The organism is Cupriavidus alkaliphilus, assembly GCF_014191175.1.
GTDB classification, from domain to species: domain Bacteria; phylum Pseudomonadota; class Gammaproteobacteria; order Burkholderiales; family Burkholderiaceae; genus Cupriavidus; species Cupriavidus alkaliphilus.
Genome location: NZ_JACHWE010000002.1, coordinates 252,332 through 273,376 on the forward strand (window position 1 = coordinate 252,332; position 21,045 = coordinate 273,376).

19 protein-coding genes and 1 pseudogene are annotated in these 21,045 nt (G+C 60.3%); 8 read left to right on the forward strand and 12 right to left on the reverse strand.

The window, feature by feature from the left end; all coding sequences use genetic code 11:
* Positions 1-75 precede the first annotated feature (75 nt).
* A complete protein-coding gene (locus FHX60_RS07785; RefSeq protein ID WP_260163719.1) occupies positions 76-507 on the forward strand; it encodes a hypothetical protein in 432 nt (143 codons plus the stop codon).
* A gap of 485 nt (positions 508-992) precedes the next feature.
* On the opposite strand, the gene FHX60_RS07790 is transcribed toward FHX60_RS07785, so the two are convergent.
* From FHX60_RS07790 to tssJ, 12 genes and pseudogenes are all read right to left on the reverse strand, one after another.
* On the reverse strand, positions 993-1,994 hold the full coding sequence (locus FHX60_RS07790) for a PoNe immunity protein domain-containing protein (protein WP_183282989.1): 1,002 nt from the start codon (positions 1,992-1,994) through the stop codon (positions 993-995).
* Positions 1,995-2,315: 321 nt separating this feature from the next.
* Positions 2,316-2,486, reverse strand: a complete 171-nt coding sequence (locus FHX60_RS27975; protein ID WP_375790533.1) for an Imm72 family immunity protein — start codon at positions 2,484-2,486, stop codon at positions 2,316-2,318.
* A 152-nt stretch (positions 2,487-2,638) separates the two neighbouring features.
* A pseudogene (locus tag FHX60_RS27980) lies at positions 2,639-2,998 on the reverse strand (Imm71 family immunity protein); the annotation flags it as partial.
* A gap of 126 nt (positions 2,999-3,124) precedes the next feature.
* A complete protein-coding gene (locus tag FHX60_RS07800) occupies positions 3,125-4,204 on the reverse strand; it encodes an Imm71 family immunity protein (protein WP_183282991.1) in 1,080 nt (359 codons plus the stop codon).
* Positions 4,205-4,330: 126 nt separating this feature from the next.
* Complete coding sequence (locus FHX60_RS07805; protein ID WP_221209945.1) at positions 4,331-5,140, reverse strand: PoNe immunity protein domain-containing protein; 810 nt, start codon at positions 5,138-5,140, stop codon at positions 4,331-4,333.
* Between the two features lie 236 nt (positions 5,141-5,376).
* On the reverse strand, positions 5,377-5,571 hold the full coding sequence (locus tag FHX60_RS27680; RefSeq protein WP_311728733.1) for a PoNe immunity protein domain-containing protein: 195 nt from the start codon (positions 5,569-5,571) through the stop codon (positions 5,377-5,379).
* Between the two features lie 57 nt (positions 5,572-5,628).
* On the reverse strand, positions 5,629-6,651 hold the full coding sequence (locus FHX60_RS07815; protein ID WP_260163721.1) for a PoNe immunity protein domain-containing protein: 1,023 nt from the start codon (positions 6,649-6,651) through the stop codon (positions 5,629-5,631).
* Complete coding sequence (locus tag FHX60_RS07820; protein WP_183282993.1) at positions 6,648-8,075, reverse strand: hypothetical protein; 1,428 nt, start codon at positions 8,073-8,075, stop codon at positions 6,648-6,650. Before FHX60_RS07820 ends, FHX60_RS07815 begins: the two co-directional genes overlap by 4 nt.
* Positions 8,072-11,038, reverse strand: coding sequence for a type VI secretion system Vgr family protein (locus FHX60_RS07825; protein WP_260163723.1), 2,967 nt, complete (start codon positions 11,036-11,038; stop codon positions 8,072-8,074). Before FHX60_RS07825 ends, FHX60_RS07820 begins: the two co-directional genes overlap by 4 nt.
* A gap of 78 nt (positions 11,039-11,116) precedes the next feature.
* Complete coding sequence (gene icmH / locus FHX60_RS07830; protein WP_183282994.1) at positions 11,117-11,911, reverse strand: type IVB secretion system protein IcmH/DotU; 795 nt, start codon at positions 11,909-11,911, stop codon at positions 11,117-11,119.
* Complete coding sequence (tssK, locus tag FHX60_RS07835; protein WP_092312620.1) at positions 11,908-13,254, reverse strand: type VI secretion system baseplate subunit TssK; 1,347 nt, start codon at positions 13,252-13,254, stop codon at positions 11,908-11,910. Before tssK ends, icmH begins: the two co-directional genes overlap by 4 nt.
* Before the next feature lie 39 nt (positions 13,255-13,293).
* Positions 13,294-13,983: a type VI secretion system lipoprotein TssJ gene (gene tssJ / locus FHX60_RS07840; RefSeq protein WP_260163725.1), complete on the reverse strand. Its 690-nt coding sequence runs from the start codon at positions 13,981-13,983 to the stop codon at positions 13,294-13,296.
* 302 nt (positions 13,984-14,285) lie between these two features.
* On the opposite strand from tssJ, the gene FHX60_RS07845 reads away from it, so the two are divergent.
* The 7 genes from FHX60_RS07845 (at position 14,286) to tssG (ending at position 21,035) form a co-directional block, all read left to right on the forward strand.
* Positions 14,286-14,876, forward strand: coding sequence for a tetratricopeptide repeat protein (locus FHX60_RS07845; RefSeq protein ID WP_183283419.1), 591 nt, complete (start codon positions 14,286-14,288; stop codon positions 14,874-14,876).
* A 36-nt stretch (positions 14,877-14,912) separates the two neighbouring features.
* Entirely contained in the window at positions 14,913-15,428 is a 516-nt protein-coding gene (gene tssB, locus FHX60_RS07850) for a type VI secretion system contractile sheath small subunit (protein ID WP_012355842.1), read from the forward strand.
* Positions 15,421-16,911: a type VI secretion system contractile sheath large subunit gene (gene tssC, locus FHX60_RS07855; RefSeq protein WP_062803262.1), complete on the forward strand. Its 1,491-nt coding sequence runs from the start codon at positions 15,421-15,423 to the stop codon at positions 16,909-16,911. Before tssB ends, tssC begins: the two co-directional genes overlap by 8 nt.
* A 94-nt stretch (positions 16,912-17,005) precedes the next feature.
* Positions 17,006-17,509: an Hcp family type VI secretion system effector gene (locus FHX60_RS07860; RefSeq protein WP_012355844.1), complete on the forward strand. Its 504-nt coding sequence runs from the start codon at positions 17,006-17,008 to the stop codon at positions 17,507-17,509.
* A 60-nt stretch (positions 17,510-17,569) separates the two neighbouring features.
* Positions 17,570-18,043, forward strand: a complete 474-nt coding sequence (gene tssE, locus FHX60_RS07865) for a type VI secretion system baseplate subunit TssE (protein ID WP_012355845.1) — start codon at positions 17,570-17,572, stop codon at positions 18,041-18,043.
* A gap of 89 nt (positions 18,044-18,132) precedes the next feature.
* Entirely contained in the window at positions 18,133-19,980 is a 1,848-nt protein-coding gene (gene tssF / locus FHX60_RS07870) for a type VI secretion system baseplate subunit TssF (RefSeq protein ID WP_183282995.1), read from the forward strand.
* Positions 19,944-21,035 carry a type VI secretion system baseplate subunit TssG gene (tssG, locus tag FHX60_RS07875; protein ID WP_183282996.1) on the forward strand — a complete coding sequence of 364 codons (1,092 nt, stop codon included), beginning with the start codon at positions 19,944-19,946 and terminating at the stop codon, positions 21,033-21,035. Before tssF ends, tssG begins: the two co-directional genes overlap by 37 nt.
* Positions 21,036-21,045 lie beyond the last annotated feature (10 nt).

Below are 21,045 nucleotides of genomic sequence, written 5' to 3' on the forward strand. Positions count from 1 at the left end.
TGACTGCTTCATGACGCGGGGATGTCATGCCATGGCGCTAACTTGAAACGCCATAACGCCATGAACCTAATGCCAATGCATCGCTACCTGATCGCCTGCACGCTTGCCGGTTGCGCGGGAATTGCCCAGGCCGCCACCGCGGAACTGCCACCAGCCGTGACGCAGGCAAGCCGGCATGCCAGGGCGGCTTGCCAGGAATTCATGCATGACGATGCGGACGAATACCGGTCCTGCATCGACGCCGTCGCCCGCGAGATGCCACGGGGACGCAAGGATACGGCGGCGCGGTTGCTCGGGCATTACTACTATGCGTGGATCGGGGCCAATAGTTCGGCGCGTTTGTCGTTGCCTGGGGCCGAGGCGGCGGCGCAGGTCTACCTGCGGGAATTTCGTGCTTTGCAGCGCCAGCTTGGGGTGGATGACAAGACGTTGTGCAAGGCGGTGCCGGGGGACTGTGGGCAGCGGGTGGGGGTGATTGAGAAGATGGAGGGGGAGAAGGGGCGGTGAAAGGGTAGGCAAATTGCTCGGCGCGAAAGTTGAACGCTGCTAGTCGCTGTAGGCCCGGAGCAGGTTTCGTATCTCTTCTTTGGTCAACTGGCCAGAGGCGAGCGCAGCCGAAAAGTCTTCCTTCGCCAGCGGAAAGCGCGCGAGCAGCGAGTGAAGGCTCTCTTTGTCCAAGGGCGTAGCAGTCAGCGGATCCAGCTAGAATTTCTCCGTTGCTTCCCGAGTGTCCAGCTTTGTGCCCTCCACATTGATGTAGACCTTGTATCGGACAAAACCCTCAGGGAAAGCGCGATCAACATACAGAGATGTGCCCCGGGGCAGGATAGCGGCAGGGCTGTCTGAGCTGCCCCCACTGAGCAGCAATGGATACTGCAGCTTGTGTACCCTGGGGACTTCTTCGTGCTCGAGCTTGTGTACCAGGGATGCGCCAGCTATGGCTCCGATGATTGCGGAGAGGATCGGGGTTATTAGGCGCTTCATGGTGCTGTCTATTCCTGCAGGAACGCGCGGTCCTGATCAATATCCCATTGCCATATGGTTGCGTCGACGTCGCTGTCTTTGATGTCAGGCATTGTCTCGTCCTTCAAAAACCAACGCCGACTTTTTATCTTTGCAGGGGTCATCCACCAGCCAGCTTGTGGACACGGCTGGCCCGCCTTGCATCGTAGGCGACTAAGGGGATAATCGCTTGAATCAAGCAGTACGTTGAAATCGCTGGTAACGGTATTTCTTTCGCGAAGCTGCCTGCCGTAGGCTACGAGATCTTTGGGATAGACTATATGATCGATGGTGCTGTCATCGATATCTAGTAAATAGCTAGTGGCGCCAGCCTCGAAAGCCCAATATCCATAGTAAAACGATTCGTCATGTTGGATATTCTTATGCGCATCGTACCATCGAGCGCCATCCTGATTTCGGTACCAGGCTTTTAGGTAATTTTCTATAAGTCGGATTGATTCCGTGGGGTCTTGTTGAAAGTAAGCCTCGACGAGGGTCGCGTAGGGATCCTCAAATATCACTTCGTCCATGTCGTCCTGTGGATCAGGAACAAAGTCAACGATCAACTGCTCATACAAAGCATCACGATAGCGATTGCTTGCCATCGCTGCGATGATTCTCTTGATGGAACGCCCGTCTCGGATGAGGATAGCAATGCTTAATAGTTGTAGTGCATTTTCATATTCGATCTGATTGGAGAAATCCACCGAGCAAATTGTCAACTCTGTGTCGCCGCGGTCCTTGAACTTTTCTTTCAAATAGAGGCGGTACGGGATGTTAAGTTCGTTCCATCGGCAAAACTCTTCAACAATTGAAGCGAATTGCTTTGCAAGAGAGTCGAGGTCGGCGCCAGCAGTGTAGTCGAGCATCCATAGCCAAAACATTTCCTCGTAGAGACCGCCTTGCGCATCCCTAAGGTAGCCCGGATGCGGGTGTGTCTGTTTCAAAAGAACGTTGTTCTTTGAGCATTCAATGCCTTCGATCAGTCGCATGCGTGTATTGCTATACAGCGACTGGCTTAGAAGTTGTTGACGAGGATTTGACATGGCCTTTGGCAATTGGAGTGAGGTAGCAATGTTCAACACCATTGATGAAATGCAGGCATGCTCCTCGGACCATCTCAAGACGGGCGGCCACATTTGCGCAATCTGTACTATCGGCGCGCCGGCTGAGTATTGCATGCTCATCCAATCAAGTGCATTCCACAAGCGCTGCTGAGTCGAATGTTGAAAGCGTGCCGGGTCTGGCCTTTGCTGCATGCTCTGGTAGGTCCTTTTCGGGTCGGCCAGACGTCGCCCAAACGATAGTGTCACTTATGTCTTTCGAAATTGCCGTCCTTTTTGAAATTCTTTGTCTCGGGGCATCAAAAATCGGTAGCAATTTTCTTCATCAGGAAACAATCCGTCCTCGTATCGCGAATCGCGCCAAAGAAGTCGCCACGTTGCAGGAAGCCCCTTTTCCTCCCTTCCCAGATTCCTGAGCAGGGGACCATCCTTCCCGAGCGCACGAAGGTATTATTTTCAGGATCTGGTACTTCAGGAAATGGCAAAGAATACCTCATTTTCTGTAATGTACTCTTTAGATCCTCGTTGTAGAACGTGTGCGATTCTGCGTTGGCATCCCAGGGCTCAAGTACATCTGGCGCTATTTCGCCCCATGCTTCGGAAAGCTCTAGAAATTCCCTGTGGAAATCGGTCCACCCAGGGGTGTCTTGTTCGCTGATAGAAGGATGCTCGCCCCACTCAATTCTGATCAAATATTTGTCCCAGTACGTTAGGGGGCGATCCGCCATTGCCAAATCACCATTGGAATCGAATTTGAATACTCGCTTGTCTCCTGACCTAAGGCGAAGAACGCCATCCTCGCAATGCGCAAATCCTTTCAATATGGTGACATAGTCGGAGGCAGACACTCTCGAGGTGTCATCACATCCCGTCGCGTTCGCCATTCGCCGGCAGTTCTCAGCGGCATCCGCCCACAATCTGTAATAGAACAGGACTCTGTTTCACGCAGTGTATGAGCTGATTTGCTTCAGCCACAAGAACAGGGTCTTTCGATCGTCGACTGACAATGGATGCCGCCCCGGCGGTATCATCGACCTCTGACGCATGCTTTGAAGCGTCTAATTGGAGGCAAAGACCCAGCGGGTCGAGCGGCCTCGATGCATAGGCAACTTTTCGCCGGCTTGCACAACGATGCTAGCGGAGAGGTCATCTTCTGGAAGCCAACGTCCCGCTTTAGGGGCGGGTTGGCCTGTTTCGAACCAAATCATGGTGCTATCCGTTCCGCTTGTCGCAGAAGGAGTATCGGTAGGTCCATTTGGACTCTGGAAGACATATTCGTCTTCCTCCGCAGGGATGGAACCATCTTCGTAACGCGCATCCTCCCATAGCAGACGCCACGTCACAGGTTCTGAAGAACTTTCATCCTGATCTTCGTGCCTCGCCGCTGGGGCTGGCGACCCCGCGTGCAAGTAGTTCATGCAACCGCTGATCGGAAATGGCCCTTTGGGTTCTTCTTTCTTCCTGAATAGCGAAAATCCACTTGAATTCGTAATCTCAGCCGGTTCCCAGATGCCGGAACAAGGAATGGTGCTTCCGGTGGGGATGAGCACTGGTACCTTGGGATCCGGTACATCGACTAGCACATCGGGGAAATGCATGCTGGCCAGTTGGTCTCGCAGCCAGCTACCAAAACTATATGGGGCGGCGTCATCAAGCCATTTGCTTTCAAGTATATCGGAACACTCTCCCCAAGCCTGCGAGAGATCACTAAAGGTATTGAGGAATCTGTTTGCCCCTGGGCTGCTAGTCTCCACGATTGCAGGATTTTCTCGCCATTCCACACGAGTCAGGTAATTTCCCCAATACGAGCGAGGTCGATCCGCCAGTGAGAATAGACCGTTAACGTCATATTTGAAGACTAGCTTGTCTCCATCTTTAAGTCGGAGTACCGCGTCTTCAAAGTGGGCGAGCCCTTCCAGAGCATCGATATAGTGAGATTCGGTAATTTTAGAAAAATGTTCCTTACCTGATTCGCTGGCCAACCGCCTGCAGTTTTCGATAGCGAGCGTCCAGGCCTCGTAGTATCCAAGAATGCGTTTCCATGCTGTGTACGAACTGATTCGCTTGAGCCAATGAAAGGTTTTTCGACGTTCATCGTCGTTCGGTAGGTGGAGGTTTTTAACGGGGCTCGGCTTCATGTTTTCACCAATACTTGCCGGTTTTCCTTCGTTGCTTTTTCGCGTGTACCAAGCCGATGGCGATGTTCAAGCGCATAGGTTATGGCTAGTGGTGGATCACTTCAAACGCAGCATCTGCTCTAAACTTCACAGCGCTGGATCTGACTGATCGAGATCCCACTGCCAGAATGTGGAGCCGTAATCCGTTCCCTTGACTTCAGCGAAAATCTCGCCAGCTTTGAAGAAGCGGCGAGAAGCAGACTTGGCTGGCGTAAACCACCAGCCGTCACGTGGTGCAGGCTCACCTGCAGCAATACTTCCGGAGTAATTACTTGTGTCGGTTTCTCTATGCAGCCTTCCAAAATCGACCCAATCTTTTGGATAAAATGGTAAATCTCGATAGCTTGAGTCGTCAATATCAAGCACTACAGTAGTGGCTGCCGCTTCCCACGACCAATACCCATAAAACGCGACATCTCCTTCGCCGTGTTGATCGATATAAGGCTCGTGTCTACTCGCGTGATACCACTCGTCGAGGTAGGTGCTCATCAACGGCGGACGGTGTTCAGGATCAGCGGCAAATGCCTTAAATAATTTGCGGTAAGGTAGATGGCGCGTGGCTTCATCTGGCGGCTCTCCACGTCCCGGACTAGACGGCGCCACGAGGCGCTCCAGTAAGCCGTCGCTAACGCCCATTTCTACGTTGCCATAATCTAGGAATGCCATCACCCTCGGCATCATCGGCGTGTATCCGCTGAGAAGCCCGAAACACACCATACGCAGTGCGACGATCCAGTATTCCTCATCGCGTAGGGTCACATGCGGTGTTAAATATCCTTCGAATTCCGGCGTGGTGTGATAATTTTCATGGAATGCAGCATACTCCTCAGCCCATCTCAAGACGTATGGCCAAATTTGTGCAATCTGTGCTACCGGCGCGCCGGCTGAGTATTGCATGCTCATCCAATCCAGTGCACTCCACAAGCGCTGCTGAGTGGATGTCGAAAGCGCGCCAGGTTTAGCCTTTGCTGCATGCTTTGGTAGGTCCATTGTGACCATTGCGATGCCACCAAGCTTGTCATTGAATCGCTTGTCATAAGTGCTGTACCGTAGGCGCGGCTCTCGTCTACATTCGAACCTGTCGGGAGGGATCTTCCAGGCAAACCAGCGATCCCAGTCGATTCGATTTTGCCTCATGTTTGTCTGTGGCTGGGGCATCGGTGCACGTCGGTACTGTCAATTTGTACGGCGCCCAAAGTCTGCGAGATCCGCCGGATAAAGGGCTTGTCGCGGAACTCGGCATCATCGATATCAAGAATGATTGAAATGGCCGCCGCCTCGAAGCTCCAGTAGCCGAGGAAATTGTGAAACGTCCTTGCGTGTGGGATTCATAATAGGGCACGCACGGCTTCGAGCCGTCGATTGCTTCTCGTTAAGGCGTTTCATCAGAGCTTTGGATCCGCCTGGTCGATGTCCCATTGCCATATTGTGCTGCCATAATCAGACGAAGCACCGGGCATGCTCTCGCCCTGCACGAAATACCGCCGAGATCCCCTTTTTGCGGGAGTCATCCAGTAGCCGGTCTTGGGACAAGGCTGCCCGGCGTCGCAGCGTAGGCTCGTCGCTGTCGTCGCACTTTGTACATTCTCGAGATTGGAATGTGTTTTTGCCCAAGCGACGAGATCCTTGGGATAATAAAGATAGGGGTGGAGGCTACTGTCATCCTCAATATCAAGCAGAAGTACTGCCGCTGCCGCTTCAAATGACCAATATCCATAGTAGCCGCCCGTCCGACCTTCGGCATCAGGCTTGTGTGCGTTGTGCCATGGCGCTCCTGCGAGATCCTTATACCAGCGTTTAAGGAATTTCTGCAGATGTCGTAGTGCATCTTCATTGTCGGTGCTATCCATCGCATCGGCCAATGATTCAAATGGTCTCGTTGCGAGTAGTGTATCGCTCTCGTAGCGATCCATGGGCGCATATGAGAGAAAATCTTCAATCAGAAAATCGGCGCCAACATTTGTTTTATCAGGGCCATCCAAAAGCTCAGCAATTCGTGGAAGTAAGTCTCGTCGATGCAGTAAGAAGCAGAGGCTTATCAAACCAAGGCAAGGGCAATATCCATCGAAAGAATCAATCTGGAAGCCGATCGCGTTTGGGTCTTCGTAGTACATACGAAGTTGCTTGGTGGCCCGTTCGTGTGCCACCACGACTTTTTCCAACTCGGCGCGCATGGGTTCGATGGGCTCCCCCCCTGTGTATCTCAAAACGAGGAGATTGAAGAGGTCGAAAGCCACCATGCGATATGATATCAACCAGCCTTCCGCCTCGGAGCTTCCGGAGCCAGCCGGCGTCGATTCGAATAAATCAATTCCCTTTGGTATTTCTTCGAGAGAGCGTTGATAGTTACTTTCGCTCAAAAATTGCTGGCGGCGTCGTTCGTGAAAATTCACAGATTGTTTCATCATCTTTTGCGTGCCACACCGGTCAACCCCAGCCGACCATCAGCGAGCTTCTGGATCTGATTGTCGGTCCACTCTCGAGTTGCTTGGTGGCCAGAGTGCATGGATACATCGACTTTTTTGTCAGCCAAGTGCATGAGAAGGGATTGAGCATGGCTGACAGCTTGAGGAACGGAGAAAAAGAGAACGTGTCGTGTATAGCCTTTGAGGATAATGGTTCTAGCGAGAAGAGGGCTTCTCACGGCATTCGCAATGCGGTGTTCAATCCAGTATTTACTCATTGGCGTTCGGGACGGAGCTTGGGCGGTGGCCGCTGCGGCGCCACTTCCAGGAGCAGGCTGCTTGCTTTGCCTACGGCCTGATCGGGAACTCGAACTACTTTCTGCATCTTTTCCCGTTTTGTCGCTCAAATCCCGTAGTAATGATGCTAAGGTTTTGGTAGGGTCGTAGCTGGCCTTCGCCTCAATAATCGCGTACGGCTTGTGGCCATTCGATTTCCAAACCGCATCGATGCCGCGACCCCGAACCTTAAGTGGCCACAACTGCACCAGTTCGGAACCGTCATTTAGCTTAGCTTGGTTTTTTTTGCCGTTGTCATGTTTGGCTCGCTCACCCCAACATTTGACTTCTTGGCAATGATAGTCCGCCATGTGCTCACCGAGCACTCCGAGCGCCTTCTGCTTCAATTGTCCAAGCGTGCGGCGTGCCAACTCGGACGATTTCGTTTGATTTGTGTGCGTTGCGTCGTTAGCGTCGGCCTTGGTCTTGGTTCCGCCCTTGGCTTCGGTGCGTGGCTTGGCGGGGGGCGTGGTCTTGTTTGGCTTGATGGCAGGGGCTTCGGCAGAAGTCTTCCGGCCTCGCGTAAGCCACCCGTCTATTTCCCGCTTAAAGGCACCAAACTGCTTTGTGAGGTTATTACGGATGCTGTCCAACTGACGTTGGGAGCTTGGGCTCAATTGGCGCCTAAGGGCGGGGTTGTTGAGCATGTCGTCCAGCAGCTTCTGGAGTTTGCTCGGATCCATCATTTCGCGGAGAAACTTTTCCGGATCACCTTTGCCAAATTTGCGCATCAGATCCAGCAAGCTGTCAATGCTGGCCGTACCGCTTTTTATCGCACGTAAGCTGCGCTTTGTGGCATCTCCGCCCCCGGGGACTACACCGATAAGTGCCGTGATAAGGTTGAACCAAGCTGCGGGCGATGCAGGTGCACCGGAAACTTCGACGAGGCCCTTGATGATGTCACGGGCGTCGATGACCTGCCCGAGCACCGGCACGCATCCGATCACCGTTTCGGCAAGAATTGCCCATGGAGCATTATTGTCGCCCTTAAAAAAGCTCACGGCTTCGTCCGCAAGGGAGTCGAACCATCCCTTTCGCTGAGAGCGCGCTGTTGCCCGCCCTGCGCGCGGCAAGGTAGTTACTGTGTTCATCCTTTTATCTCCCCGTGCAACTCTTGCTCCATGGCCTGCTGTTCTTGCCCATCAAGGTAGTTCCACAGATTCTCGCCGGTAGCTTCGTCGGAGTCGTTGACCAGTGCAAGGAACTCGCGTTGCTCTGAGGATGCCTGTGTCGCCCAGAAGTCGTCTGCGGCTAGGAGATATTGCTCGATGTTTGCGATAGCCTCGTCGTTCGTAGTCGATCCGGTCTTAATCGTGTTCTTCGGCAATTCTACGTCTAATATGAACTCGCGAGGATCCTCCCCGTAATAAACGCGGGCAGCGCTGTTCGGTACGTTTTCGACGCGCGCGAAACCCTTGGCATCCAAGTTTCCCTCTAAAACTGTCCCGTCTTCAAAAATAAGCTTATATGGCGCGCCCGGCACAGGCGATAAGTCATCGTAGTGATAATTTAACTCGATGAAGTGTGGTGCTTGATTAATCGCCCCAACCGGCAGCGCCGCCAACTCCGCCGGACTTCCCCCAGCCCCCACCAACGGATGCCCAGCCCCCTTCACCGAGAACAACCCCGGCGTCTCAAACGTAATCGCATTCCCATCCAGCACGATCCGCGACGAGCCGCCGTGCAGCACTACCTTCTTCTGCGCCAGCACCTCGATGCCGTCGGTCGATGACGTCACCGTCACGGCCTTGTCCGCCATGACAGCCAGCGCATCGGTATGCGCCTGGATGGAAACCGGTCCGCCGGCCGCAATCGCGCGAATGCCATGGTGCTGGCTGAACAGGCTCACGCCCTTGGCTGCCGCCGCGGCGACGGTGTTGCCGGCGCCGACATGCCAGTCAGCCTGTGCCAGGCCCAGCAGGTGCCTTCCGGCAAAAATGCTGGTGGTGGCCTGCGTGGCCAGTGCGATCGAACTGGGCGATTCCGCGATAAGCCACGGTTGCCCGAAGCGCTCGGCAGCGGTGCCCGTATCCGGGCGCTTGGCGTCCTGGTCGTTGACCCGGTCCGGATAGCTGCCGTCCTGCTGCGGGTCGATGGCCTTGGTCAGCGGCTCGAAGGCGGCGACGGCGCCCAGCGGCAGCGCCTGTTGCGAGGTGGCGGCGTCGGACAGGCGCTGTGCGGTACGCTCGGCGGCAGTCATCTGCCCGCGCGCCTCGCGGATGTCGAGCATGGTGCCGCCGGCCCTGGCCTGGACGGTGGTCGACAGCAGCAGCCCGTTGCCGGCGCGCACAATGGCCCAGGCGTCGGTGCGCAGTTCGGCGCCGGTGCCGCGCCAGGCGCCGCGTTCACCGCTGGCCGGCGGTTGCGCGATCACGTAGCCAAGGTTGAGTTGGGTATCGGCCGCGGAACTGGCCAGGCGCATGCGCAACTGGCCGGTGTTGTCGTCGACTACCCACTGGTTGTAGCCGCCGTCGGCGAGGTTGTGCGAATGCCAGCCGGACAGGGCAGTGTTCAGCGGCGCCTCGCTGGCGGGCCAGGGCAGGGCGTCCTGCTCGTTGTGCAGTTGCGCCACCACCATCGGGCGGTCGATGTCGCCATCGAGGTAGGTCAGCATGACCTCGGTGCCGGCGCGGGGGAGGTGATGGGCACCCCAGTTGGGGCCGGCCGCGGCGGTGGCCACGCGCACCCACGCGGTGACCTGGGTCAGGTCGTCCTGGGCCGGGTCGGCGGCGGTGTCGGTACGCGGATCAGCCATGGGCGCGCGCAGCCAGGGCAGGCGCACGCGCACGCGGTGATCGCGCTCGGTGGTCAGCGGGGCGCCGCCTTCGGCGATGACGACGGCAGGCTGGCCTTCGGGGGCGGTGGGCTTGGGCGCGTACACCGGCACGATCGGGGCATCGGCGCGCACGGCTTCGAAGCGGTTGCGGTAGCTGCCGGCTTCGATGTCGGACAGGCCCAGCAGCAATGCTACTTCGGCACCCAAGTTGTTGGCGGCTTCATGGCGCACGGCCAGCGTGACGAACTCGTTCGCGGCGGTATCGAAGTGCCCGGTGAGGGAAAAGCGTTCGCCGGCGCCCAGCGCGCGGACGCTGCCTTCGCCCGCATAGCGCAGGTAGCGGCTTTCATGCGCTTGCACCTGCAACTGCGCGGCGCGCCGGGCCGCGTCGGCGTCAGGAAAGCGATAGGTGCCGCGGGTCTCGAAAGATTCCAGCGTCGGCCATTCGCCCAGGCTCTCGCTGCTGCCATCGCCCGCGGTGGCGGCCAGGGACTTATAGTCCCACGACGCAACCGTGACGGCATTGGTGCCGGTGGCTGCCAGCAACGACCAGTGATCGATGGCGTCTTCGCGCTCGGTCGCGTCGCTGCGGTGGAAGCGGATGCTGGCCTGCGCGCAGGCGGGGCGTTCGGCCTGGGTGTCGAAGATCACCAGGCAATGGCGGGACTGGGCCTTGTCCTCCTGGCCGGACGTTTCGGCGTCGTCCTGCTGATGCTCGAAGCGGTACGACAAGCCTTCCTCGGCCAGCAGGCGCGTGACAAAGGCCAGATCCGTCTCGCGATACTGGCAGCAGATGGAGCGCTTGCGCATCGACTGGCCAACTGCCATGCGGAATTGAGCGAGCGGGTAATCTGCCAGGACGTCTTCGATGATCTCCAGTGCGGTCTTGTCCTGGTAGACATAGCAATCCGTGCGTGCGCACAGGCGATCGAACCAGGTGCCCACCGTCAGGCGGTAGCGGGCCAGGCCACCGTCGCCGCCGATGGCCGCGCAGGTCTGCACATAGCCGTGCCAGGCGCGGCGCGTGCCGTCGGCAAGCATCAGGCGCAGCGTGATTTCCTCGGCGGCCAGGCGCGCAGTGTCCAGGTGTGCGGACGGGCTAAGGCAATCGATCTGCAGCTGGAAGGGCGTGCAGACCCCCTCCTGCGCGACGAAGCGCTCCACGACCAGGTCGTCTGCGGTAAGCGCCGTCTCCAGGGTGATCTGGCGCGTGCGCTGGCCAAGAAGGCCGGACAGCGCGGCCATCGCGGAGGATGGGTAAGAGGACAAGGGCTTCATCGGAGCATCGTCGCGCTAGAGGGGACGGTAGGCGGTCAAGCAGGCGGCAAGACCGTCATCGATGGCATCAACGCGGCATCAGGGCAGCGAGATGGTCAGGTGCGAATAGCGCGGGCCCAGCTTGATCACCTGCGAGTAGCCCTGCAGCGTGTCGCTGGTCTGCGAGCGCAGCGTAGTCGACAGTCCAAGGAAGGCCAGCAGGGCGATCAACGCAAAGACCGCGCCGAAGATCCACAGCGGGGTTTCGCGCTTGAGCGCGTGCGAGATCTTGTCCGGGATCGGCCATTGCGGGGCGAAGGCGGCACGCTTGCCCTTGATTGCCGAGATCTCGTCGCCCAGGCGCGCGGTCAGGTAGGCCAGCTTCTCCGGCCCCTCCAGGATGTACTTGCCGCGGAACCCCAGCAGCAGGCACATATGGAACACTTCCAGCGCCTGCAGGCGCGGGGCGCCCTGGGCGCGCAGTTCTTCCAGCTTGGTGAAAAACCCTTCGCCCGCCAGCTGCTCGCCGAACAGCACCAGTTGCAGCGGACGCCGCTCCCACGTGCTGCGGATGCTGAAGCTGGACGCGAGGATGGTCTCATCGATGGCGGCGCAGAACGCGTACTTGGCATCGAAGATGTCTTCGGCCGAGACGTTGAGCCGCTTGGCGCCACGCTCGAAGTCATCGAGGAAGTCGCGTACCTTCTGCAGAAACTCCTCGGCGCTGCCCGGTTGCTGGCCGTTGCGCAGCAGGAACAGCATAAAGAAGCCGTCGTAGAGCAGGTCGAGCAGGGTGCGCGCGTGCATGGCGCCGTCGGCGGAGCCTCCGGCGGCAGGGGAAGACTGGCCGGCCGGCGCAGCACCGAACAGCGAAGGCGTGGAGGTAGCGCTCATGAAGTCACCGCAATCAGTTCAAGTTTGAGTTCCCGGATGCCGGCCGGGGTGTAGATGGTGATGGTCTGGGCCTGCAGCATGCGGTCGTAAAGCGCGCCGCGCGCCTCGATCGCGAAATAGCACGCGCCCGGACGCACCGGGATGGCGGGCGGCACCTGCGGCGTGTAGCTCAGCGGCACGCCCGGCATCGACGACAGCACCAGCTTGTCCACGTCGTCCGGAGCCCCGACCTTGAAGCGGCTTGGGATGGCCTCGACCAGCTCGGCCACGGGCATGTCGGCGCTGACCGACAGGTAGAAGCTGGTCTTGTCATCGATCTTGCCGGAATCCAGCCGACCCAGATGGAACGAGGGGCGGGTCTCGTCCAGCGCGATCGAGAAGTAGCGCGTGGAGATGACGGTATCGAGCAGGTCGCGGATGATGCTGTCCAGCCGCGCAAAGACCGGGCCCGGACTGTCGTGGTCATAGACCGGAAGATCGGCCAGCGTGTGGCTCTTCGAAAAGGTCATCAGCGCGCCGGCCAGGCGCAGCATTTCCTGGAAGAGGCGCTCGGGATGCAGCTCGGGATGGTGGAACAGGTGCGCCAGCGCAGCGAAAGAAGCGTTGGCAGTGTGCAGCAGCCAGAACGACGCGATATCGCCCGAGCGGAATTCGATGATGTTCTTGGTGGGTTCGCGATGGAAGCCGTACAGTGCATTGACCTTGGCCTGCAGCGCGTCGATCAGCCGCCGCAGGCGCAGGTACAGCACGGCCGATGCATTGATCGACAAGCTGGGGGCGACAAAGGTCTCGTCCAGTTCGAAGCCGCCGGTCGCGGTGCGCCGGATGCGCACGACCGGCAGCGAGATGAACTGGTCGCGCGGCTCGGTCTCGGCCACCAGCCGTACCGCCTTTTTCAGGTAAGTGATGGCTGCCGGTTCCGCCTCGGTGAACAGGTCCGACGTTTCGGTCTGCAGGCCGACATAGCGGGACGACAGCGATCCTTCCGCGTCGTCGCGGTAGTTGCCACCGGCGTCGTGCAGCGGCTGCAGGGCCAGGTAGAAGGTCAGTTCCGAAGTGCCGGCGGGGATGGCGTCAAGCACCACGGGTGGCGGCAGTTCGTCGGCCTGGGGCGCGGAATACAGCTCGCCGTCGGGGAAGAACAGCGACAGCTCGGTCACGCGCAGCACCCCGCTGGCGAGCGCATCCGTGTCAAAACTGGCATTGCGCACGCCCCAGCCGTAGGGCTGGATCACTTGCGCGGTGGCGTGCAGGCGCGACTCATGGTATGCGTCCTGCCGCTGGAAATGCTGGGGCCGCAGGAACAGGCCTTCGCCCCACAGAATCTTGGCGGAATAACTCACGTTTGCCTTTGTTGTCCTTGTTGGTGCCTGGTCGGTAGTTCAGGTGCGGCAGCCGGCTGCCGAGACGAGGTTCAGATTGCTGCTGGCTGCGGCACCCGCCGGCGTGATGGCATCGCCGACGGTCAGCGTCATGGCGCAGGCGTGCAGGCCGATGGTGACGCCGGACTTCTCGCTCTTGGCAGTGTCGAAGGCGAACTTCCAGCGCTGCGGGGCAGGGCTGCGAAACAGCGCCACCACGCCGAACGTTCCTGCTTCGCGCGTGACCTTTTCCACGATTTCATACCGCTGGCCAGGAATTAGAGTCATCTCTCTAACCTGGACCAGGTCAGCGCCCAGTGTCTTCTGTTCTCGTTGCGGGTCGATGAAGGTATCGAACGGCGCCTGCAGGAAGCTGGTGGGATCCTTCAGCTTGTAGAGCCGCACCACGATGGCGGCCGGCCGGTTATCAGCTGCCGCATTCAGGTTGTTGCCGGCGTACAGCTTCAGCGGGACTTCGCGCGGCGGCTTCTGGGATTCCGGCACGTTGGACGGCTTGAGGCCAACGGCTTCCAGCGCGCCGCTGGCTGCGCCCGCCAGCAGCGTGCCGCCGACCGAGCAGCCTGTCAGCGCCGCAATGCAAACGGCCGCTGCCAGCGCGCCCAGCCCGGCGCGCTGGCCCGTGACGTGGCGGCGCGGGGCGCGAGCGGCTGGGTCGCTGTACGGCTCCAGACTGAATTCAATTTGTCGCATGACAGAAGTAAGAACTATCTAATTCAGCAGACGGAGACTTATCCGACAAAACAGTAGAGAACTACCAAAAAGTACTAATGCTGACAATATCAGCCGATCTGTTGTCAGCCGTAAGCGGCAGAGTGTACTATTCCGGCCAATTCGGGTTCAACACAGTTCTGACATTATTGGCATTTGGCACTTTTTCCCAAACGGATCTTGCCAGGGCCAGGCCCGAATCGCCCCGCCGCAATCTTGAACTTTCACAGAGACTCGCCGTGAACGACTACAAGCCCAAGTCAGGAATCCATCGCACCCTGGTGATGCTGGCCAGCACCGTCGTGCTGCTCGCTGGCTGCGCAACCTCCAATCCGGGGCCGCAGAGCGATGAGTCGTTCAAGCAAAGCATGTCCGAGGCCGAGGCGGCCCTGACCAGCGGCCAGCGCGAGCAGGCCCTCAGCCTGTTCGAGCAGATCGCCAAGAACAATCCGACGCGCGAAGAGCCGTGGTCGCGCATGGCGCAGATCCAGTTCGGCGCCGAGCACTACCCGCAAGCGATCGTCGCGGCCGAAGAAGCGCTGCAGCGCGACGCCACCGACCGCAAGGCCAAGAGCGTGCTGGCGGTCAGCGGCCTGCGCGTGGCGCGCCGTTCGCTGCAGGAACTGCGCGCCGACAGCGCCCTGGCTGGCGACGTCCGCTCCGATGCCCAGTTGCTGGCCCAGATGCTGCGCGACACGCTGGGCGAGCAAGTGCTGTTCCCGCGCGACAAGAATGCCGCGCCCGCGGCCAAGCCGGTGCCGCGCCGCCGTGCTGCGCCTGCCAAGCCGACGGCCGCCGCAGCGCAACCGGCGCAGGCGGCACAGCCCGCGGCTTCGGGCGGCGGCAGCGCAGACCCGTTCGGCGCCCTGCGCTGATTCTCAGACCGGATTCCGCCAGATCGGAGAGTAGTGATGGCCAAGAAAGAAAGTGTCCAGAAGCGCCTGCAGAAGGTGCGTCCCCCGCGCGTGCAACTGACGTACGACGTCGAGAAGGGCGATGCCATCGAGCAGAAGGAACTGCCCTTTGTCGTGGGCGTGGTGGCTGACCTGTCGGGTCAGTCCGAAGTGGCCCAGCCCAAGCTGCGCGACCGCAAGTTCGTCAATATCGATCGCGACAACTTCGACGACGTGATGGCCGGCATCGAGCCGCGCGCGGCGTTCCAGGTACCGAACACGCTGTCCGAGGAAGGCGGCAAGTTCGGCGTGGACCTGAAGTTCCATTCCCTCGAAGACTTCAATCCGGAAGCCGTGGTCGAGCAGATCGAGCCGCTGCGCAAGCTGCTCGAAGCCCGCTCCAAGCTGGCCGACCTGCGCAACAAGCTGGCAGGCAACGACAAGCTGGAGGACCTGCTTTCGGAGGTGCTGACCAATACCGAGTCGCTGCAAAAGCTCGGTGCCAATGCCAGGAACGGTGGCGACGATGCTTGATAACCAGTCCGCTGCAGTTGCCCAGCCCGGTGCGGCTGTCGGCACGTTGAACCTGCTCGACGAGATCGTCGAGCAAAGCAAGGTGGCGAAGTCGGATTCCGAGCATGCGCGCGCCAAGGACATCATTGGCGAGCTGGTCAGCCAGGTACTGGACGGCACCGTGGTGGTGTCCGACAACCTGTCGGCTACGCTGGATGCGCGCGTGGCCGAGCTGGATCGCCTGATCTCGGCCCAGCTCAGCGCCGTGATGCATGCGCCGGAGTTCCAGAAGCTGGAGAGCACGTGGCGCGGCCTGTCGTACCTGGTCAAGGAGACGCAGACCGGCACGATGATCAAGATCAAGGCGTTGAACGCGACCAAGCGCGACCTGGTGCGTGACTTCAAGACCGCCATTGACTTCGACCAGAGCGCGCTGTTCAAGAAGGTCTACGAAGAAGAGTTCGGCACCTTTGGCGGCGCGCCGTTCGGCGCGCTGATCGGCGACTACGAAATCACCCGCCAGCCCGAGGACGTCTATTTCATCGAGCAGATGTCGCACGTGGCCTCGGCCTCGCACGCGCCGTTCATCGCGTCGGCGTCGCCCGAGCTGCTCGGCCTGGAGACCTTCGCTGACCTTGGCAAGCCGCGCGATCTGGCCAAGGTGTTCGATACGGTCGAATATGCCAAGTGGAAGTCGTTCCGCGAATCCGAGGATTCGCGCTACGTCGGCCTGACCATGCCGCGCTTCCTCGGGCGCTTGCCGTACAACCCGAAGGACGGCACCACGGTCGAGGGCTTTAATTTCGTCGAGGATGTGGACGGCACCGACCATGGCAAGTATCTGTGGTGCAACGCAGCCTGGGCTTTCGGCGCGCGTCTGACCGCGGCCTTTGAAGATTTTGGCTGGTGCGCAGCCATCCGCGGCGTCGAAGGCGGCGGCCTGGTCGAGGACCTGCCGACGCATACCTTCAAGACCGACGATGGCGAAATCGCACTCAAGTGCCCGACCGAGATTGCCATCACCGATCGCCGCGAGAAGGAGTTGAGCGACCTCGGCTTCATCCCGCTGGTGCACTGCAAGAACTCGGACTATGCCGCGTTCTTCGCCGCCCAGTCGGTGCAGAAGCCCAAGAAGTACAACACCGACAGCGCGAACGCCAATGCCGTGCTGTCGGCCCAGTTGCAGTACATCTTCTCCGTGTCGCGCGTGGCGCATTACCTCAAGGCCATGATGCGGGACAAGATCGGCAGCTTTGCTTCAGCGCAGAACGTGGAGAGCTTCCTGAACCGCTGGATCTCCCAATACGTTCTGCTGGACGATAACGCCAGCCAGGAGCAGAAGGCACAGTTCCCCTTGCGGGAAGCCTCGATCCAGGTGTCGGAGGTACCCGGCAAGCCGGGCACCTACCGCTCCGTCGCCTTCCTGCGCCCGCACTTCCAGCTTGACGAACTTTCGATCTCGCTGCGGCTGGTTGCGGATTTGCCGAAAGCGGCAAACTCCTGACCGTGATCCCTGCGGGGGAATGCGGGCGCAGTACCTAGCAATGCCAGGAAACTGGCAAGAAGCCTAAATAGCGATTTTCATCGAGGGTCTTTCCATGAAGGATATCTACGTCAAGTTCGGCAGCCCGGCAATCAAGGGCGAATCGCAAGACAAGGACCACAAGGACTGGATCGAGGTCAACACCTGGAAGCACAGCATCACGCAGCCGCGTTCGGCAACCGCGTCCACCGCGGGCGGCCATACCGCCGAGCGCTGCGAACACGGCGAGATGGTGTTCACCAAGGATCTGGACGTGGTCAGCCCGCTGCTGTACCAGCACGTGTCGGGCGGCACCACGTTCGACGAAGTCACCATCGACTTCCTGCGTGCCGACGGTGAAGGCAAGCGCGTCAAGTACCTGGAAATCAAGCTGAAGAACGCCATCCTGGGCGCGGTGTCGGCCAACGTGGTTGCCGAGGGCATCCCCAGCGACAGCTTCACGCTGAAGTACGCTGCCGTGCAGTGGAAGTACACGCAGCAGAAGATCGGCGGCAACCAGGGCGGCAACTCCCAGGGCGCCTGGAGCCTGACCAAGAACGACAAGACCTACTCGGTCTGACGTTCCTGCAGTCAAGCCTTGCCGCGGCAGCGTTGCCGCGGCATTTGCTTGTTCGCTCCCATGAAAGGCTTTGAGCCCAGCCTGCTCGACAAGCTCTTCGACGACGAGCCGCACGCGCCGCTGCCCAGCGCGCTGCGGCAATTGTCGCTGGAGGAGCTGAAGGCGACTGTCGCACGCGATATCGAGTCGCTGCTGAACACGCGCATCGTCCATGAGGATGCCGACTTCAACGGCTTGCCCGAATGCCGCCGGTCGCTGCTGACCTATGGGCTCAATGACTTCGCCGGGCTGAGCCTGGCCAGCTTTGATGACCGCCAGTACATCTGCCAGTCGTTGCGCAATGCGATCGAGCGCCATGAGCCGCGCTTGCAGAACGTCAACGTCGCACTGTCGGTCAACGAGCGGGCCACCAGCGTGCTGTGCTTCGGCATCAGTGCAGTCCTGCTGGTGGGGCCCGCGCGCGAGCCGGTCAGCTTCGATGCCATGCTGCAGCCATCGACGCTGCAGTACTCGGTCACGCGAGGGCGGGGCTGAAGCGCGGCGGCGCGTCAGGTTGGCTATCGGAGCCAAAGACCTCTATCGCTGCGTACCTGCCTCACTAGTGTCACCACCGGCCACACAGAATGGAAGACTTGCTGCCATATTACGAACGCGAACTGGCCTTCCTGCGCCGGTATTCGCGCGACTTTGCCGAGCGCTATCCCAAGATTGCGGCGCGCCTGGCAATGTCGGCCGATGGCTGCGACGACCCCCACGTCGAGCGAATGATCGAATCGTTCGCCTTCCTGTCCGCGCGCATCAGCAAGAAGCTCGACGACGAGTACCCCGAATTCACCGAAGCGCTGCTGGAGGTGCTGTATCCGCACTACCTGAGCCCGTTTCCGTCCTGTTCGATTGCGCATTTCGACGTGGCCGGCATGGCGGCGCAGTTGAGCGCGCCGGTCAAGGTACCGCGCGGCACGTTGCTGACGACGCGCCCGGTACGCAAGGTTGAGTGCCGTTTCCGCACCGCCTATGACGTGACCTTCCTGCCGTTGCGGGTCGCTGCCGCCGGCTTTGAGCGGGCAGTGTCTGCCCCGTCGACGGTGACCTTGCCGAAGGGCGCCACGGGCGCCATTTCGATCGAGCTGGAGTACCTGGGCGAACAGGGCGGCTTCGATGCGTTGGGCCGGCAGGCGGTACGCGTGTACCTGGACGGCGAGCCGTCATTTGTGGCGGCGCTGGGCGACGCACTGTTCCTGCACGTGGCCGCGGCATATGTGGAAGAGCGCCCGGGTGTGTGGAAACGCCTGCAGCGGGTGCCGGTGCGCGAGGTGGGCTTCGGCGCGGACGAGGCGCTGATCGACACCCCTGCGCGCTCGCATCCGGCCTACCGCCTGCTGAGCGAGCATTTCGGCTTTGCCGAGAAATTCAACTTCTTCGACCTTGATCTGGATCCGGTTCAGCGGGCACTGCCGCCCGGCGGCGCCGTACGCCGCGTGACGCTGCACCTGGTGCTGACCGAGGTCCGCAGCGACAGCAACACTGCGCGCCTGCTCGAGGGCCTAAGCGCTGCCCACCTGCGCCTGCACTGCACGCCGGTGGTCAACCTGTTCCGGCAAAAGGCCGACCCGATCCGCATCGAACATACCGCCACCGCTTACCCGGTGGTGGCCGACAGCCGGCGCGCACACGGTTTCGAGATCTATTCGATCGACCAGGTACAACTGGTGCGTGAAACCGCCGCCAGTCACGACGTGGTGGAATTCCGGCCGTTCTACTCTCTGCACCACGGCGAAGATCCTGGCAGCGCCGGCCACTACTGGATCGCCCGCCGCAATGCCCTGGTAGCGGAACGCAGCCCGGGCTTCGAGACCGAAATTTCCATCGTCGATTCAGACTTCGACCCCGCCAGCCCACGCACGGAAACGCTGAGCCTGAGCGTGACCTGTACCAACCGCGACCTGCCCGCGTTGCTGGCGTTCGGCCAGCCCGATGGCGACCTGGCCTTGGAGGGCAGCTCGATCGCCCGCCGCATCAGCTTCCTGCGCAAGCCGACGCCGTCGATGCGGCTGAGCAGCGGGCGCTCGTCGCAGTGGCGGCTGGTGTCGCTGCTGGCGCTGAACCACCTGTCCTTGGTGCAGAACGGCCTGGCCACGCTCAAGGAGATGCTGCGCCTGCATGACCTGCCGCGCAGTGCGATCTCGGCGCGGCAGATCGAAGGCATCGTTGGCCTGGACTACAAGCCGACCACGCAATGGCTGGCCGGCAAACCGTTCGCCACCTTTGTGCGCGGGCTCGAGATCCAGCTGACGCTCGACGAGGATGCCTTCGTCGGCACCGGCCTGCATCGCTTTATCCGGGTCATGGATCATTTCTTTGGCCTCTATGTCCACCTGAACAGCTTTGTGCAGCTGGTCGCGGTCTCGCGCCGCGGCGGCAAGGAACTGGCAAGATGCGCACCCCGCAGCGGCGAATCGATCCTGGTGTAATCCGCACGCTGCTGCGGCAACCCTACCGCTATGAATTTTTTCAGGCGGTGCGGTTGCTTGAGCTTCACTATGCGCGCGAAGGTGCCGGCACGCCGGAGCAGGTGCTCGCCACGCGGGTCGCCTTCCGCAATACCCTGTCGCTGTCGTTTCCGCCGAGCGAGCTGCAGTCCATCGAGGCCGCCACGGCGCTGAATGGCGAACTGGAGAGCGATGCGGCATTTGCCCAGGCCCTGGCCGATGGTGCGCTGGACCAGGTCTCGATCACGCCCTCCTTCTTCGGGATGCTGGGCGCGCAGGGCGCGCTCCCGCTGCACTACACCGAGATCGTGGCGGAGCGTGAAACCCTGCGCCGTGACCGCGCCGCACGCGCCTTCTTCGACATCTTTTCCAATCGCGCCACGGCGCTGTTCTACCAGGCGTGGAAGAAGTACCGGCTGCCGTTCCAGCATGAAGTCGATCGCAACCGGCATTACCTGCCACTGCTGCTGTCGCTGGCCGGCATGGCAGACAAGTCCATGCGGCGCAGCCTGTCAGCCACGGCTGGGGTCGTCCATGACGAAGCGCTGGCCGGGTATGCCACCGCCGCGCGCCACCGGCCGGTATCGGCCGCCTATTTGCAGCAGGTGCTGTCCGACTACTTCCAGGCTGAAGTGCGCGTGGAGCAGTTCGTCGGCGGCTGGTATCAGGTGCCGCCGTCACAGTATTCGCGGCTTGGCGGCACCAACAATCTGCTGGGCGCCACAGCACTTGCCGGAGCCCGCGTCTGGCAGCGCGACCTGCGCGTGCGGATCTGGATGGGGCCGTTGGGCCGCGAACAGTATCGAAACTTCCTGCCCGGCGCCGAAGGCGCCCTGGCCTTGCGCAAGATGGTGACGGTGCTGTGCGGCGCGACGCTGGAGTACGAAGTCGGCCTCATCCTGCGCGCCAGCGACGTATCTGGCTGCGCGCTCGGCGCCGAGGGCAGCGGCAGACTTGGCTGGGATACCTTCCTCAGCACCAGGCCCGCGCGCCAGGACCGCAGCGATGCGCGCTACACGCTTGCACCCGTGCATTGAGTACAGCTTT

Bases quoted from the DNA above. Each gene is read 5' to 3' on its own strand.
- FHX60_RS07785 (WP_260163719.1), top strand. From the start codon at position 76: ATGCATCGCTACCTGATCGCCTGCACGCTTGCCGGTTGCGCGGGAATT.
- FHX60_RS07825 (WP_260163723.1), bottom strand. From the start codon at position 11,038: ATGAAGCCCTTGTCCTCTTACCCATCCTCCGCGATGGCCGCGCTGTCC.
- tssE (WP_012355845.1), top strand. From the start codon at position 17,570: ATGAAAGGCTTTGAGCCCAGCCTGCTCGACAAGCTCTTCGACGACGAG.
- icmH (WP_183282994.1), bottom strand. From the start codon at position 11,911: ATGAGCGCTACCTCCACGCCTTCGCTGTTCGGTGCTGCGCCGGCCGGC.
- tssJ (WP_260163725.1), bottom strand. From the start codon at position 13,983: ATGCGACAAATTGAATTCAGTCTGGAGCCGTACAGCGACCCAGCCGCT.
- FHX60_RS07860 (WP_012355844.1), top strand. From the start codon at position 17,006: ATGAAGGATATCTACGTCAAGTTCGGCAGCCCGGCAATCAAGGGCGAA.
- tssB (WP_012355842.1), top strand. From the start codon at position 14,913: ATGGCCAAGAAAGAAAGTGTCCAGAAGCGCCTGCAGAAGGTGCGTCCC.
- FHX60_RS07815 (WP_260163721.1), bottom strand. From the start codon at position 6,651: ATGATGAAACAATCTGTGAATTTTCACGAACGACGCCGCCAGCAATTT.
- FHX60_RS07845 (WP_183283419.1), top strand. From the start codon at position 14,286: ATGCTGGCCAGCACCGTCGTGCTGCTCGCTGGCTGCGCAACCTCCAAT.
- FHX60_RS07805 (WP_221209945.1), bottom strand. From the start codon at position 5,140: ATGCAATACTCAGCCGGCGCGCCGGTAGCACAGATTGCACAAATTTGG.
- tssC (WP_062803262.1), top strand. From the start codon at position 15,421: ATGCTTGATAACCAGTCCGCTGCAGTTGCCCAGCCCGGTGCGGCTGTC.
- FHX60_RS07790 (WP_183282989.1), bottom strand. From the start codon at position 1,994: ATGCGACTGATCGAAGGCATTGAATGCTCAAAGAACAACGTTCTTTTG.
- FHX60_RS07820 (WP_183282993.1), bottom strand. From the start codon at position 8,075: ATGAACACAGTAACTACCTTGCCGCGCGCAGGGCGGGCAACAGCGCGC.
- FHX60_RS07800 (WP_183282991.1), bottom strand. From the start codon at position 4,204: ATGAAGCCGAGCCCCGTTAAAAACCTCCACCTACCGAACGACGATGAA.
- tssG (WP_183282996.1), top strand. From the start codon at position 19,944: ATGCGCACCCCGCAGCGGCGAATCGATCCTGGTGTAATCCGCACGCTG.
- tssF (WP_183282995.1), top strand. From the start codon at position 18,133: ATGGAAGACTTGCTGCCATATTACGAACGCGAACTGGCCTTCCTGCGC.